The organism is Aliivibrio sp. S10_S31 (genome assembly GCF_014694495.1).
Lineage (GTDB): Bacteria > Pseudomonadota > Gammaproteobacteria > Enterobacterales > Vibrionaceae > Aliivibrio > Aliivibrio fischeri.
Map to the genome: position 1 here is coordinate 23,564 of NZ_JAAUWR010000020.1, position 16,365 is coordinate 39,928.

Below are 16,365 nucleotides of genomic sequence, written 5' to 3' on the forward strand. Positions count from 1 at the left end.
TTTTACTTTCAAGAGATAAAGGCTATTTATTTTTCGATTTAAACCAAAAACACCACTAACTCTATGAACAATAAATAAAAATAACGCCTCAAATTTCAGATAAAAAAAAGCACCGCCAACAGCAGTGCTTCCTCATATATCTAAATTCTAAGTTGAGATAAATTGCCGCTGTAATCGCTTAGTTCAAGGAGAAGGCGCGGAGCTTATGAACATAAGTGAGCACCTTCAACGCAGAAATCAGTGATTACAGCAAATATTTACTCAGCTTAGATATCTAAGTTAGATACGCGTAATGCGTTCTCTTCGATAAAGTTACGACGAGGTTCAACTTGGTCACCCATCAATGTAGTAAACAACTCATCAGCCGCTACTGCATCGTTAATCGTTACTTGCATCATACGACGAGATTCTGGATCCATCGTTGTTTCCCAAAGTTGCTCAGGGTTCATCTCACCCAGACCTTTGTATCGTTGTAGAGAGAAACCACGACGAGACTCTTTAGTTAACCATGCCAATGCATCTTCAAAGCTAGAAACTGGTTGTTTACGCTCACCACGTTGTGCGTAAGCACCTTCTTCTAGAAGACCATCTAATGCTTCAGCTAAATCAGCAATACGTGCGTACTCTTTAGAGTTCAGTAGATCAATACTTAGTACGTATTCATGCTCAACACCGTGAGTACGAACAACCAGTTTAGGTTGATATGCATTTGCTTCTTCATCAAATAAAAGAGCAGCATTGTATTGGCTTGCACCTACTTCGTTTGCATTTAACTCAGCAACAAACGCTTCAGTCCATGCTTGTGCAGACGCTTCATCAGCACACATTTCTTGTGTTAAGCGACCTGTGTAAACAAGACGATTCAGCACAGATACTGGGTAACGACGAGACATACGATCAATTAGCTTCATTACACTGTTGTATTGAACTACAAGATCTTCTAATGCTTGACCTGCAATTGCTGGTGCATCAGCGTTAGTAAATAGAGAAGCATTATCAAGAGCTAGTGCAATTTGGTATTCCGCCATTGCATCTTCATCTTTAATGTATTGTTCTTGTTTACCTTTCTTCACTTTATAAAGTGGTGGCTGAGCAATATAGATGTAACCACGTTCAATAAGTTCAGGCATTTGACGGTAGAAGAACGTCAGAAGAAGCGTACGAATGTGAGAACCATCGACATCGGCATCGGTCATGATGATGATGTTGTGGTAACGCAGTTTGTCTGGGTTGTATTCATCACGACCAATACCACAACCAAGTGCAGTAATTAGTGTGCCCACCTCTTGAGAAGACAGCATTTTATCAAAGCGTGCTTTCTCAACGTTTAGGATTTTACCTTTAAGAGGTAGAATCGCTTGGTTTTTACGGTTACGCCCCTGCTTAGCTGAACCGCCAGCAGAGTCCCCTTCCACAATGTATAGTTCAGATAGACCAGGATCTTTTTCCTGACAATCAGCTAGTTTACCTGGAAGGCCTGCGATATCTAACGCGCCTTTACGACGAGTCATTTCACGAGCTTTACGAGCCGCTTCACGCGCACGGGCAGCATCAATGATCTTCGAACAAACCATCTTAGCTTCACTTGGGTTTTCTGCTAAGAATTCAGACAGTTTTTCACCCATTGCTGATTCAACTGCTGATTTAACTTCAGAAGAAACTAGCTTATCTTTTGTTTGGCTTGAGAATTTTGGATCAGGTACTTTTACAGAAACAACAGCTGTTAGACCTTCACGAGCATCATCACCAGATGTCGCTGCTTTTGCTTTCTTAGAGAAACCTTCTTTATCCATAAACGTGTTTAACGTACGTGTTAACGCAGAACGGAAGCCAGCTAAGTGCGTACCACCATCACGTTGTGGGATGTTATTAGTAAAGCAGTAGATGTTCTCTTGGAAGCCATCGTTCCATTGCATAGACACTTCAACAGAGATACCGTCTTCACGCTCTGAATCAAAGTGGAATACTTTTTGGTGGATAGGTGTTTTATTACGGTTCAAGTGTTGTACAAACGCTTGAATACCACCTTCATACATGAAGTGATCAGCTTTATCTTCTTCACGCATATCTTGTAGCTTGATAGATACACCAGAGTTTAAGAAAGACAGCTCACGAAGACGCTTAGCTAAAATTTCATAAACAAATACTACGTTAGTAAATGTTTCTTCACTTGGCCAAAAACGGATTTTAGTACCCGTTGTATCTGTTTTACCAATAACCGCTAATGGCGCTTCTGGCTCACCATGGTGGTAAACTTGTTGGTGAATCTCACCTGCACGGTGAATCGTTAATTCTACTTTTTCAGATAGGGCGTTTACAACAGAAACACCTACACCATGAAGACCACCAGATACTTTATAAGAGTTATCATCGAACTTACCACCAGCGTGAAGTACCGTCATGATAACTTCTGCTGCTGATACGCCTTCTTCTTCGTGAATTGACGTAGGAATACCACGACCATCATCACTTACTGAAACTGAATTATCTTCGTGGATAGTTACAATAATATCTTTACAGTGACCAGCAAGAGCTTCATCGATTGAGTTATCGACAACCTCAAACACCATGTGGTGAAGACCTGTACCGTCGTCGGTGTCGCCGATATACATACCCGGACGCTTACGTACCGCATCTAGGCCTTTTAGTACTTTAATACTCGATGAATCATAATTTTCTGACATGAGTTACTCTCGCGTTTTTATCCTTGGGCTATTTTGCCATGTTCAATCTCGAACATCTTGCTTTCATCATCATGCATATCTGCAATCTGTTCAGCAGTAATCGAACTGATAAACACCTGCGCCTTTGTCTGTTTCAAATATTGAGCCAGCAATTGGCGACGATGGCTATCCAGTTCAGAAGCAAAATCGTCTATTAAATAGATGCACTGCTTTCCTGTTGCCTCAGTTAAATGTTGTCCTTGTGCTAATCGTAATGCACACACCATCAACTTAAGTTGACCGCGAGACAACACATCCTCAACAGGAGTGCCTGCAACTTTAATTCTTAAGTCGGCTTTATTTGGGCCGCCAACGGTATAGCCCAGCTGTTTATCACGCTCAAAGTTCTTCTTGAGCAATTCTGCGTATGGGGTTTCTCTGTCCCAACCGCGATAGTATGACAGCTTTATGTCATATTCTGGTAAGAATGCCTGACATATTTGTTGAGTTGCTTCAGATATGTGATTGATGTAATCCACTCGCCACTGATCGATCTTCTCAGCCAGTTGGGCAAGTTCCAAATCCCAATAACTCAATTCACGATAGCTATTTGCCGTTTTTAATAATGCATTACGTTGTTTGGTTAATCGTTTCACTCGGCTCCATGCATCATAAAATGCAGGTTCCACGTGAAACACTCCCCAGTCGATAAATGCACGGCGAAATTTAGGGCCATCGGTAACTAATTCAAACCCTTCAGGGTGAATCAATTGAAGTGGTAAAACTTTAGCTAATTGTGCCAGTTTTTGACCACTTTCTCCGCCTATTTTAACCTCAGTTGTGCCATCACGCTGTTTATTTATACCAATAGGTAGTTCAAACAGCTCTGGAGTGGTGAATCGTCCATGAATAAAAAGCTCGTCACAGTCATTTCGAATAATTCGACCTGTTAACGAGCTCTTAAATGAACGACCATGTCCGAGCAAATAAATCGCTTCAAGGACACTGGTTTTCCCACTGCCATTAGGGCCAATAACAAAATTAAAACCAGGTGATAATTGAATATCACACGTTGTTATATTACGAAAATCATTAATGATTAAACGAGATAATGGCATCGACGGTTAAAATCTACAGACGGATTGGCATAACAACGTATTGTGCTTCGTCATTAGCACAATCTTCCACTAATGCACTGGCATTAGCTGTTGTCATTGAAATTCGCACACGCTCACATTTTAGAGTATTCAGAACATCTAATACATAGCTTACGTTAAAACCAATTTCGATATCATCGCCTTGGAAATCCACATCAAGGATTTCTTCCGCTTCTTCTTGCTCTGGATTGTTCGCTGTAATACGCATTTGGTTATTTGCTAAATTAACGCGAACACCACGGAATTTTTCATTTGATAAAATCGCTGCACGCGCAAATGCTTGACGCAGTTCATCACAATCCGCTTCTAGCGTCTTATTACTACTTTGTGGCATTACGCGTCGATAATCAGGGAAACGACCATCAACAAGCTTCGATGTGAAGACAAAGTTATTCACCTCTGCGCGCACATTTGAATTACCAAACTGTAAAGTAACACTCTGATCGGGTGAGTCAAGTAAGCGAACCAGCTCTTGAATACCTTTGCGTGGCATGATCACTTGTTGTTCAGGTAATTCTGATTCAACTGGCATGTTACATACCGCCATTCGGTGACCATCTGTCGCAACTGAACGGAAAATATTACCTTGAGTTTCAAACATCATACCATTTAGGTAATAGCGAACATCTTGGTTAGCCATAGAGAATTGAGTACTCTCAATTAGCTTACGAAGTTGTGCTTGAGAAAGTGTAATTTCAACTTCACTCTCCCAACCTTCAATGTTTGGAAAATCATTTGCTGGTAATGTAGCAAGTGTGAATCGACTACGTCCTGAACGAACTAAAACACGATCACCTTCTAATACAATGGTAATGTTCGCACTATCAGGCAAACCACGACAAATATCTAAAAACTTACGAGAAGGAACAGTAATTGCACCTGCTTCAAAATCGCCTTCTAGAGTAATTTTGCTGATTAACTCAACTTCCAGATCGGTTGCTGTCATCGACAACTGACCATTTTCAACCTGAAGTAAGATATTTCCTAAAATAGGCAGTGATGGACGGCCACCAAGGGCACCAGATACTTGTTGCAGTGGTTTTAGTAACAAACTGCGTTCAATAGAAAATTTCATAATACTCGTCTATATATAAAGTAGGTTATGGCTTACGATGACAATGTACGAATTAAATTAGAATAATCTTCTTTAATATCATGACTTTCTTCGCGAAGTTGCGCAATCTTGCGACAAGCATGTAGCACCGTTGTATGGTCACGACCACCAAACGCATCACCAATCTCAGGTAAGCTGTGGTTAGTTAACTCTTTTGACAGCGCCATTGCAAGTTGACGTGGACGAGCAACAGAACGAGAACGACGTTTAGACAATAAATCCGCCATTTTGATCTTATAGTATTCAGCAACGGTTTTTTGAATATTATCAATCGTAACTAGCTTTTCTTGTAACGCTAATAAATCACGTAATGCTTCACGTACAAAATCAATCGTAATTGCACGACCAGTAAAATTGGCATTCGCAATAACACGATTTAATGCCCCTTCTAATTCACGTACATTTGAACGTAAGCGCTTAGCAATAAAGAAGGCAACTTCATCCGCTAAATGAATTTGGTGATCTTCTGCTTTCTTCATCAAGATAGCAACGCGGGTTTCTAATTCTGGCGGTTCAATCGCAACTGTAAGACCCCAACCAAAACGAGACTTAAGACGATCTTCAACCCCATTAATTTCTTTAGGGTATCTATCTGACGTAAGAATGATTTGTTGATTACCTTCAAGTAACGCATTAAAGGTATGGAAAAACTCTTCTTGAGAACGCTCTTTATTTGCGAAGAATTGAATATCATCGATAAGCAAAGCATCAACACTACGGTAATAACGTTTGAATTCTTCAATTGCGTTATTTTGTAGTGCTTTAACCATATCTTGAACAAAACGCTCAGAGTGCATGTAAACCACTCGTGCATTAGGCTTACTATCGACAATCGCATTACCTACCGCATGCAGTAAGTGCGTTTTACCTAAACCTGTACCACCATATAAAAATAGAGGGTTATAAGCTGTACCTGGATTATCAGAAACCTGACGTGCCGCAGCCAAACCAAGTTGGTTCGATTTACCTTCAACAAAGTTAGTAAATTTATGCTTAGGGTTGACGTTTGAGCGATGGTTTAGATCCGCAGCAACAGGGCCTGCACCCTCCGATTCCCACGGTTTATGGACAGATTGACGCGCTTGAAGCTGCGCTGGAGCCGAAGTTGCCGCAGCAACATCAGCAGCGGTCTGCTTTGGTACAGCAGGAGCAGATACAGGTTTACTCCCCACCTCAAAACGTAAGGTAGGAATATCATTACCACAGAACTCATTTAATAATGAGTTAATGCTATTTAAGTACTTATCACGTACCCAATCGAGTACAAATCGATTCGGCGCAAATAGCGTTAGGGTATTGTCATTTAATTCTGCTTGTAGTGGTCTAACCCACATACTGAATTCTGCGGAAGGTAATTCTTCTTGAAGGCGCTGTAAACACTGCAGCCAAAGCGATGAAGACACGGACAACCCCACTCATAATTAATTTCAAAAGGTCGTTAATTTTATACTGTGGATAACTATAGTGCCAGTGTTAGATCGATGATCCAGTGAATAAGATCGAAGTTATTCACACTGATCACGCTTTTTTACCTAGATCAACACACTTTTTACCTGACTTATACCCAAAACCATCAACAATGCGGAAAAAATGATCATAATTTAATGATTTAGTTATTACACATAACCATCGGGTATTTAGAGCTCAGTCGCAAAAAAAGTATCATCCTGATACTGAATGAATAATAGGAGTATCAATCATGAAATGGACTAAAAATATCCTAGCAGGATTAGCACTAACATTAGCAGCAACTCAATTTGCACAAGCAGCAACAGAAGTTAAGGTTGGAATGTCAGGACGCTATTTCCCATTTACTTTTGTGAAGCAAGATAAACTGCAAGGATTTGAAGTCGATTTATGGGATGAGATTGGTCGCCGCAACGATTATAACGTTGAATACGTAACTGCTAGCTTTTCAGGTCTGTTCGGCTTATTAGAAACGGGTCGAATTGATACGATTTCAAATCAAATAACCAAAACTAAAGAACGAGAAGCAAAGTATCTATTTGCTGACCCTTATGTCGTAGATGGTGCGCAAATTACGGTACGTAAAGGTAATGACAGCATCAAAAGTATTGATGATTTAAATGGTAAAACCGTTGCCGTTAATTTAGGTTCAAACTTTGAGAAATTATTGCGTGATCACGACAAATCAGAGCAAATCAATATCAAAACATACGATACAGGTATTGAGCATGATGTTGCTTTAGGACGTGCAGACGCTTTTGTGATGGATCGCCTTTCTGCAGCTCAATTAATCAAGAAATCAGGTCTTCCTTTGCAACTAGCAGGTAAACCATTTGAAACCATTGAGAATGCATGGCCATTTGTAAACAATGAAAAAGGCCAAAAGCTACAAAAAGAAGTGAATCAAGCATTAAACGCCATGAGAGAGGATGGTACATTAGCAAAAATCTCTCAGAAATGGTTCGATTCAGACATCACTCAATAAGCTAATCTGATCGCAAAGTAAGCGATTACTCACCATTCATCAAATAAGCCCACTATATTACTAGTGGGTTTCATCTTTCTTTGAATTACCCACTTTACTTCTAAAAATAATTACAGAGAGCATTATGGGATTTGATTTTACCTACATGATTGAGTTGTTACCTATATTATTTAAATATTTAGGTACCACAATGGAAATGGCGTTATGGGGATTACTCTTTTCCTTAATCCTTGCGTTAGTACTCGCTAACTTACGAGTATTTAAAGTGCCTGTATTTGATCAACTAAGCCAACTTTATATTAGCTTCTTTCGAGGAACGCCATTATTAGTTCAGCTTTTCCTCCTTTATTACGGACTTCCTCAAGTCTTTCCTATCTTTGTAGGATTAGATGCTTTTAGTGCCGCAGTTATAGGCCTTACTCTTCATTTTGCAGCCTACATGGCTGAGAGCATTCGTGCGGCGATTATTGGTATTGACCGTAGTCAAATGGAAGCAAGTTTATCCATAGGTATGACGACTTATCAGGCGATGCGCCGCATAATTTTACCTCAAGCAACTCGCGTCGCTCTGCCTTCTTTAATGAATTACTTCATCGATATGATCAAATCCACCTCTCTAGCTTTTACTTTAGGTGTGGCAGAAATCATGGCAAAAGCACAAATGGAGGCTTCATCAAGCTTTAAATTCTTTGAAGCCTTTCTTGCCGTAGCACTTATTTATTGGGGGGTTGTTGTTATTCTGACTCGAGTGCAGATTTGGGCTGAAGAAAAACTAAATAAGGCGTATGTACGATGATTAAAATTAAAAATTTACATAAAAGCTTTGGTGATACTCAAGTTCTTGCAGGAATCGATCTTGAAATAAATAAAGGAGAGATCATTGCTGTTATCGGTTCTAGTGGGACAGGTAAATCCACTCTACTTCGTTGTATTAATTTTCTTGAAACAGCAAACAAAGGCGTGATCAGTATTGATGATGTTAGCGTCGATAGCGAACAACATACAAAAAGTGAAGTACTGGCATTACGAAGAAAAACAGGATTTATCTTTCAAAACTACGCTCTTTTTTCCCATTTAACTGCTCGTCAAAACATTGCAGAAGGTCTAATAACTGTCCACAAGTGGAAAAAAGACGACGCTCTCAAAAAAGCACAGCAAATATTAGATGATATTGGTCTCGGTGATAAAGGAGACAGTTACCCAGCCGCTTTATCAGGAGGCCAACAACAACGAGTCGGTATTGGCCGTGCTATGGCATTAGAGGCGGAGCTCTTACTCTTTGATGAACCCACGTCAGCACTGGATCCTGAATGGGTTAATGAAGTGCTAACTTTAATGAAGAAACTGGCTACACAGCACCAAACGATGCTAGTTGTCACTCATGAGATGCAATTTGCAAGAGAAGTGGCCGATCGTGTCATCTATATGTCTGATGGAAAGATCGTCGAACAAGGAACGCCAGAGCAAATTTTTGGTTATCCACAGGATCCTAAATTGCAGAAATTCTTAAATCAAGTTGGGATCGAATAAAGATCCTTGCGCTCTGGCTCACAAAACGTATAATTCACCATCCGGAAAATACGTGGAACCTCTTGTTGACTATTTATGAGTCAATGATTACAATTCCGCCTCTTTGTTGAGAGGCGTCGGAATGTACGTCCCACGCCGGGTTTAATTAAACCTAATAACTACTGATCAGTAATAAGGTAATACCAATGAAACGCACTTTCCAACCTTCAGTTCTTAAGCGTAAACGCTCTCACGGTTTCCGTGCACGTATGGCTACTAAGAACGGTCGTAACGTAATTAACGCTCGTCGTGCTAAAGGCCGTAAGCGTCTATCTAAGTAATCCTAGATTATTTTGATGAATTACGATTTCTCTCGGGAGTTACGCTTGTTAACTCCCGAAGATTACAAATTTGTCTTCAAGCAAGCTCATCGAGCTGGCTCGCCTCATTTCACCATTCTTGCTAGAGAAAACTCTCTTTCACATCCTCGTTTAGGTCTCGCTGTTCCTAAGAAGCAAATTAAAACTGCTGTTGGTCGCAACAAGTTCAAACGTATCGTTCGTGAAAGTTTCCGCAATAAGCAACATTCCTTACCTGCGAAAGACTTTGTAGTTATCGCTAAAAAGAGTGCTCAAGAATTGAGTAACGAAGACTTCAACAAGCTATTAGACAAATTATGGCATCGCCTGTCTCGCCCTTCTCGTGGATAGCAATCGGTCTCATCCGTTTTTATCAACTCGTCATCAGTCCAATGATTGGACCTCGCTGTCGATTTACTCCAACGTGTTCACATTATGCAATTGAAGCACTAAAGTCACACGGTTTAGTAAAAGGGTGTTGGCTATCTGGCAAACGTCTATTAAAATGTCATCCTTTGAATGATGGGGGCTATGACCCCGTCCCACCCAAGCAGCATAAAGACAGAGAACAATAACGATGGATACCCAACGTAATATTCTGTTGCTAGCACTGGCTTTAGTTTCTTTTTTACTTTTCCAACAATGGCAAGTAGAAACTAATCCGCAGCAACCAGCTACAGTTAGTACCGTTCAACAAACACAAACGGATGGTGATGTTCCAACTTCTTCAACAGCAAACAGTGATACACCAGCCGATTCAGCACAGTCTGATAAGCTGATCACAATCACAACTGATGTGCTTACTTTAAAAGTAGATACATTGGGTGGTGACATCATTGAATCTGTTCTTAATAAATACGACGCAGAACTAGACTCTAAAGCTAAGTTTGTTCTTCTTAAGAACGACGCAACACACAGCTACGTTGCTCAAAGTGGTCTAATCGGTCCTCAAGGTATCGATTCAAACTCTGGCCGTGCTCAATTTACAGCACAAAAAACAGATTACGTTTTAGCTGAAGGCCAAAACGAATTACGCGTTCCTTTAACATTAGTGAAAGACGGTATTACTTATACTAAAACACTAATCCTTAAACGCGACAGCTACGCTATTGATGTTGATTACACGGTTGATAACCAATCTTCAGCACCAGCAACTGTTGAAATGTACACAAACCTAAAGCAAAACTTAATGGATGATGGTGGTAGTCTTACTATGCCAACATACCGTGGTGCTGCTTATTCAACAGAAGATACACGCTATAAAAAATACAGCTTTGACGACATGGAAGATAAAAACTTATCTATCGACATGACAAACGGTCAAGGTTGGGCGGGTATGCTACAACACTACTTCGCTTCAGCTTGGATCCCTCGCAACGTAAATGATGCAAAACTGACATCTCGCGTAGCAGGTGACTATGGTTACATTGGCGTTCGTATGCCTTCTGTAACTATTCCAGCAGGTCAAGAAGCAACACTTTCTGCAACACTTTGGACTGGTCCAAAACTTCAGAAAGAAATGGCTGCAACAGCACCTTACCTAGACCTAACAGTTGATTACGGTTGGTTATGGTTTATCGCTTCACCACTTCATAAACTACTGTCTTTCATCCAAGGCATCGTTGTGAACTGGGGTCTAGCAATCATTGTTCTTACTTTCATCGTTCGTGGTGCAATGTACCCACTAACGAAAGCACAATACACATCAATGGCTAAAATGCGTATGCTTCAACCTAAGTTGACAGCGATGCGTGAACGTATTGGCGATGACCGTCAGCGTATGAGCCAAGAAATGATGGAGCTTTACAAGAAAGAAAAAGTAAACCCACTAGGTGGTTGTTTACCAATTCTTCTTCAAATGCCAATCTTCATTTCACTGTACTGGGCATTAATGGAATCTGTTGAACTTCGTCATACTCCATTCTTTGGTTGGATCACGGATTTATCAGCACAAGACCCATACTACATCCTGCCATTATTAATGGGTGCAAGTATGTTCTTAATCCAGAAGATGAGCCCAACAACAGTAACGGATCCAATGCAACAGAAGATCATGACGTTTATGCCTGTTATGTTCACTGTATTCTTCTTATGGTTCCCATCTGGCCTAGTTCTTTACTGGTTAGTATCAAACATCGTAACGTTAATTCAGCAAACTCTGATTTACCGTGCTCTAGAGAAAAAAGGCTTACATTCTAAGTAACCTTTCACTCTTGAAGTAAAACAAAAGGCGGCCATTGGTCGCCTTTTTTGTTCAATGAGCATACAATATCAGTAAGCAATAGACATAAAGAATAATCATGACACTACATACAGACACCATTGTTGCACAAGCAACAGCACCAGGCCGAGGCGGCGTTGGTATCATTCGCGTATCAGGTCCAAAAGCAAAAGACGTTGCGCTTGCTGTTATTGGTAAAGAACTAAAACCTCGTTACGCAGAATATGCGCCATTTAAAGATGAAAATGGATTGGAGCTTGATCAGGGTATTGCCCTTTACTTCCCAAACCCACATTCATTTACCGGTGAAGACGTATTAGAACTTCAAGGCCATGGTGGTCCTGTCGTCATGGATATGCTAATCAAACGCATTCTAAAGATTGATGGCATCCGTACAGCACGTCCAGGTGAGTTCTCAGAAAGAGCTTTCTTAAACGACAAAATGGATTTAGCTCAAGCAGAAGCGATTGCTGATTTAATTGATGCAAGCTCTGAAGAAGCGGCTAAATCAGCCTTAAATTCATTACAAGGTGTTTTCTCAAATAAGATTAATACCTTAGTTGAATCCCTTATCTATCTACGTATTTACGTTGAAGCAGCAATCGACTTCCCTGAAGAGGAAATCGATTTTCTTGCTGATGGCAAAGTCAGTGGTGACTTACAAGGTATCATTGATAACCTTAATGCGGTTCGTAAAGAAGCGAACCAAGGCGCCATCATGCGTGAGGGTATGAAGGTTGTTATCGCAGGTCGTCCAAATGCAGGTAAATCTAGCCTTCTTAACGCATTATCAGGCAAAGATACTGCCATCGTTACTGACATAGCTGGTACAACCCGTGACGTGCTTAGAGAGCACATTCATATTGATGGTATGCCATTGCATATTATTGATACCGCAGGCCTTCGTGAAGCATCTGATGAGGTTGAACGCATTGGTATTGAAAGAGCTTGGGATGAAATAGCCCAAGCTGATCGTGTTTTATTTATGGTTGATGGAACAACAACAGACGCAACAGACCCTAAATTAATTTGGCCAGAATTCCTTGATCGTCTACCGAAAAACATGGGCATGACAGTGATCAGAAATAAAGCAGATCAAACCGGTGAAGATCTCGGTATTTGTCATGTAAATGATCCAACATTGATTCGTCTATCCGCAAAAACGGGTGAAGGGGTTGATGCTCTACGTAACCATTTAAAAGAGTGCATGGGCTTCTCAGGTAACCAAGAAGGTGGCTTTATGGCTCGTCGACGCCATCTAGAAGCGTTAGAAAAAGCCGCTCAACATCTTGATATAGGTCAACAGCAATTAGAAGGTTACATGGCAGGAGAAATCCTTGCAGAAGAACTTCGTATTGCACAACAACATCTAAGTGAGATCACTGGTGAATTTACCTCAGATGATTTACTTGGACGTATATTTACTTCGTTCTGTATTGGTAAATAATATCAATACTAATAAGATTGATAATGGGCCGATGTAGGCCCATTTTTTATAGGATAAATTCATGAAAAAAGTATCTATTATTACAGGAAGTACTCTTGGTGGAGCTGAGTATGTTGGCGACCATCTTGCTGATTTATTAGAAGAAATGGATTTTGCCACAGACATCCATAATCAACCTAATTTAGATGATATTAATACCAATAGCTTATGGCTTCTTGTTGTATCAACTCATGGTGCAGGCGATTATCCTGACAATATTAAGCCATTTATTCAACAGTTAGAAAGCGTGACTCAGCCATTATCGAGCGTTGAATTTGCTGTTGTTGCTATCGGTGATTCAAGTTATGACACTTTCTGCGCAGCAGGAAAATCACTTCAAAATACCTTAAAAGAGCATGGCGCTATCGAAAAGTACCCTCTATTAGAGATAGATGTAACTCAAAATAGTATCCCAGAAGAACCAGCAGAATTGTGGCTAAAACAACACATTTGTTAATAAAAAGTGTTATCCGATCTATAAAAGTTATTAAATAGATGATACCTACTATGTGGATAACTATAGAAAGATCCAGTGATCAAGTTATAGTTATCCATTGAATAAGATCTAACGCCCTCCCCCCTTGTGGATAACTAACTCTTTTGTCCTCAAGCTGTCCGATCGAAGATCAAAGAAAGATAACAACTTTGGATCCATCTAAAGTATATGATCCTATTGATCATTTATCACTTATCCACAGAGATCGACGATCTATATAATAGATCTAATAAAAGATCTCTTTAAAAGATCTTATATATATTAAGTGATCTTTCTTTTTTGAACTTCATCACTTTTTCATTTCTTTCCAAGCTAGAAAAAGGGTAAAATACATCTCTTAAGTTAAATTCTTCTAACTCTTTTCATTACTCCTAAGGTCGAATCATGTTTTACCAAGACAACTTTGATGTCATTGTTATTGGCGGTGGTCATGCTGGTACTGAAGCAGCACTTGCTGCAGCAAGAACAGGACAAAATACACTTCTACTCACTCATAACATTGATACATTAGGTCAAATGTCGTGTAACCCTGCAATTGGTGGGATCGGCAAAGGACATCTGGTAAAGGAAGTTGATGCCTTAGGTGGTTTAATGGCACAAGCCATCGATCATAGTGGTATTCAATTTAGAACATTGAATGCTTCAAAAGGTCCAGCGGTTCGAGCAACTCGCGCACAAGCAGACAGAGCGTTATACAAAGCTTATGTTCGTTCAGTATTAGAAAACCAACCAAACTTAACGCTATTTCAGCAAGCCGTTGATGATCTTATTATCGAAAACGATAAGGTGATGGGTGCTGTAACTCAAATGGGCCTTAAATTCCGTGCTAAATCCGTTGTATTGACCGCTGGAACCTTTTTAGGGGGTCAGATACATATTGGTATGGAAAACTTCTCAGGAGGCCGTGCAGGAGATCCTTCTTCGATCACTCTTGCTCAACGTCTACGTGAGCGTCCATTTAGAATTGATCGTCTAAAAACTGGTACACCTCCACGTATTGATGCACGTTCAGTTGATTTTTCAGGATTAGAAGCCCAACCAGGTGATAATCCAACCCCTGTCTTTTCATTTTTAGGTAAGCGTGAACATCACCCACAACAAGTGAACTGTTTCATTACTCATACTAATGAAAAAACACATGATGTAATTCGTAATAACCTTGATAGAAGCCCTATGTATGCAGGGGTTATCGAAGGTATTGGTCCTCGTTACTGCCCTTCAATTGAAGATAAAGTGATGCGTTTTGCTGATAAAGACAGTCACCAAATCTTTATTGAGCCAGAAGGTTTATCAACACACGAACTATATCCAAATGGTATTTCAACAAGTTTACCATTTGACGTACAACTGCAAATCGTACGTTCAATGAAAGGTTTTGAAAATGCACACATTGTGCGCCCAGGTTATGCGATCGAATATGATTTCTTTGATCCTCGAGATTTAAAATCAACTTATGAAACTAAGTTTATTGAAGGTCTATTCTTTGCCGGTCAAATCAATGGTACGACTGGTTACGAAGAAGCTGCTGCTCAAGGTTTAATGGCTGGTCTTAACGCAAGTTTGTTTGCTCAAGGCAAAGAAGGTTGGAGTCCACGTCGTGATGAAGCTTACATGGGTGTATTGATTGATGATTTATCAACATTAGGCACTAAAGAACCGTACCGTATGTTCACATCTCGTGCCGAATATCGTTTATTACTTCGTGAAGATAATGCTGATCTACGTTTAACTGAGCAAGGTCGTAATTTAGGTCTTGTTGATGATGTTCGTTGGGCTCGCTTTAACGAAAAAGTAGAGAACATGGAACAAGAGCGTCAACGCTTGAAAGATATTTGGATCAATCCAAAATCAGAACAAGTGGATCAAGTTAATGCGATCCTAAAGACGCCAATTGCTCGTGAAGCGAGTGGTGAGGATCTTCTACGTCGTCCGGAAGTTAATTATCAATCTCTAGTTTCAATTGATGGCTTTGGTCCTGCTCTTGAAGATTCACAAGCATCTGAGCAAGTTGAAATCCAAGTAAAATATGCGGGTTACATTCAACGTCAACGTGATGAAATTGAAAAATCATTACGTCATGAAAATACAAAATTACCGTTTGATCTTGATTACAAAGAAGTAAAAGGTCTTTCAAATGAAGTTGTGGCTAAACTGAGTGATGCAAAACCAGAAACTATTGGTATTGCTTCTCGTATTTCAGGTATCACACCTGCTGCTATTTCAATTTTATTAGTTCATTTGAAAAAACACGGTTTATTAAAGAAAGGTGAGTAACGTGACCGATTTATCTCAACAATTCGACCGTTTAATTGCTCAAACTGACTTAAATGTCTCTGAATTGCAAAAAGAACAACTCCTTGGTTATGTTGCGCTACTCCACAAGTGGAATAAAGCGTATAACTTAACCTCAGTTAGAAATCCAAGTGAAATGGTGATTAAGCACATTTTGGACAGTATTGTCGTTAGTCCAAAATTATCTGGTGAACGTTTTATTGATGTTGGTACAGGTCCTGGGTTACCAGGTATCCCATTAGCTATCATGAATCCAGATAAATCATTTACACTATTGGATAGTTTAGGAAAGCGAATTCGCTTTATTAAACAAGTTATTCATGAGCTAAAAATCACCAACGTAACACCGATTCAAAGCCGTGTTGAAGAGTTTCAACCTGAAGAAAAGTTTGATGCAGTCCTAAGTCGTGCATTTGCATCAATGACAGACATGGTGAATTGGTGTCATCATCTACCGAAAGAAGAAGATGGTGTATTTTTAGCATTAAAAGGTATTTATTCAGAAGAAGAAGCGAATGATCTTCCTGAATGGTGCTCAGTTAAAAATGTAGCGACATTGATCGTTCCGGAGTTAGAGGGTGAAAGACATTTAGTCACCTTAGCCGGAAAAAAATAA

15 protein-coding genes are annotated in these 16,365 nt (G+C 40.0%); 11 read left to right on the forward strand and 4 right to left on the reverse strand.

What is annotated here, in order from left to right; all coding sequences use genetic code 11:
• Positions 1 to 266: 266 nt before the first annotated feature.
• From gyrB to dnaA, 4 genes are read right to left on the reverse strand one after another with little or no spacing between them, the layout of a single operon-like run.
• Positions 267 to 2,684 (reverse strand): DNA topoisomerase (ATP-hydrolyzing) subunit B, encoded by a 2,418-nt coding sequence (gyrB, locus tag HC728_RS15905; protein WP_012532776.1) that lies wholly within the window; start codon positions 2,682 to 2,684, stop codon positions 267 to 269.
• A gap of 17 nt (positions 2,685 to 2,701) precedes the next feature.
• Positions 2,702 to 3,781 (reverse strand): DNA replication/repair protein RecF, encoded by a 1,080-nt coding sequence (gene recF / locus HC728_RS15910; protein ID WP_155671914.1) that lies wholly within the window; start codon positions 3,779 to 3,781, stop codon positions 2,702 to 2,704.
• A gap of 13 nt (positions 3,782 to 3,794) precedes the next feature.
• Positions 3,795 to 4,895: a DNA polymerase III subunit beta gene (dnaN, locus tag HC728_RS15915; RefSeq protein ID WP_190395744.1), complete on the reverse strand. Its 1,101-nt coding sequence runs from the start codon at positions 4,893 to 4,895 to the stop codon at positions 3,795 to 3,797.
• Positions 4,896 to 4,927: 32 nt separating this feature from the next.
• Entirely contained in the window at positions 4,928 to 6,337 is a 1,410-nt protein-coding gene (dnaA, locus tag HC728_RS15920; protein WP_017018715.1) for a chromosomal replication initiator protein DnaA, read from the reverse strand.
• 296 nt (positions 6,338 to 6,633) lie between these two features.
• Here dnaA and HC728_RS15925 point away from each other — a divergent pair, with 296 nt between their 5' ends.
• From HC728_RS15925 to rsmG, 11 genes are all read left to right on the forward strand, one after another.
• Positions 6,634 to 7,386, forward strand: coding sequence for an amino acid ABC transporter substrate-binding protein (locus tag HC728_RS15925; protein WP_069594972.1), 753 nt, complete (start codon positions 6,634 to 6,636; stop codon positions 7,384 to 7,386).
• A gap of 124 nt (positions 7,387 to 7,510) precedes the next feature.
• On the forward strand, positions 7,511 to 8,182 hold the full coding sequence (locus tag HC728_RS15930; RefSeq protein ID WP_190395745.1) for an amino acid ABC transporter permease: 672 nt from the start codon (positions 7,511 to 7,513) through the stop codon (positions 8,180 to 8,182).
• Positions 8,179 to 8,916 carry an amino acid ABC transporter ATP-binding protein gene (locus HC728_RS15935; protein WP_190395746.1) on the forward strand — a complete coding sequence of 246 codons (738 nt, stop codon included), beginning with the start codon at positions 8,179 to 8,181 and terminating at the stop codon, positions 8,914 to 8,916. Before HC728_RS15930 ends, HC728_RS15935 begins: the two co-directional genes overlap by 4 nt.
• A 185-nt stretch (positions 8,917 to 9,101) precedes the next feature.
• Positions 9,102 to 9,236: a 50S ribosomal protein L34 gene (gene rpmH / locus HC728_RS15940; protein WP_005416778.1), complete on the forward strand. Its 135-nt coding sequence runs from the start codon at positions 9,102 to 9,104 to the stop codon at positions 9,234 to 9,236.
• Between the two features lie 15 nt (positions 9,237 to 9,251).
• Positions 9,252 to 9,605, forward strand: a complete 354-nt coding sequence (rnpA, locus tag HC728_RS15945; RefSeq protein WP_011260895.1) for a ribonuclease P protein component — start codon at positions 9,252 to 9,254, stop codon at positions 9,603 to 9,605.
• Positions 9,572 to 9,829: a membrane protein insertion efficiency factor YidD gene (yidD, locus tag HC728_RS15950; RefSeq protein ID WP_005416776.1), complete on the forward strand. Its 258-nt coding sequence runs from the start codon at positions 9,572 to 9,574 to the stop codon at positions 9,827 to 9,829. The genes rnpA and yidD overlap by 34 nt, the downstream gene beginning before the upstream one ends.
• 2 nt (positions 9,830 to 9,831) lie before the next feature.
• Entirely contained in the window at positions 9,832 to 11,457 is a 1,626-nt protein-coding gene (gene yidC, locus HC728_RS15955; protein ID WP_005416774.1) for a membrane protein insertase YidC, read from the forward strand.
• Positions 11,458 to 11,554: 97 nt separating this feature from the next.
• Entirely contained in the window at positions 11,555 to 12,922 is a 1,368-nt protein-coding gene (gene mnmE, locus HC728_RS15960; protein ID WP_005416772.1) for a tRNA uridine-5-carboxymethylaminomethyl(34) synthesis GTPase MnmE, read from the forward strand.
• 61 nt (positions 12,923 to 12,983) lie between these two features.
• Positions 12,984 to 13,418, forward strand: coding sequence for an FMN-binding protein MioC (gene mioC / locus HC728_RS15965; RefSeq protein WP_065640456.1), 435 nt, complete (start codon positions 12,984 to 12,986; stop codon positions 13,416 to 13,418).
• 423 nt (positions 13,419 to 13,841) lie between these two features.
• Complete coding sequence (gene mnmG / locus HC728_RS15970; RefSeq protein WP_005421602.1) at positions 13,842 to 15,731, forward strand: tRNA uridine-5-carboxymethylaminomethyl(34) synthesis enzyme MnmG; 1,890 nt, start codon at positions 13,842 to 13,844, stop codon at positions 15,729 to 15,731.
• A 1-nt stretch (position 15,732) separates the two neighbouring features.
• Positions 15,733 to 16,365 (forward strand): 16S rRNA (guanine(527)-N(7))-methyltransferase RsmG, encoded by a 633-nt coding sequence (gene rsmG, locus HC728_RS15975; protein ID WP_017018721.1) that lies wholly within the window; start codon positions 15,733 to 15,735, stop codon positions 16,363 to 16,365.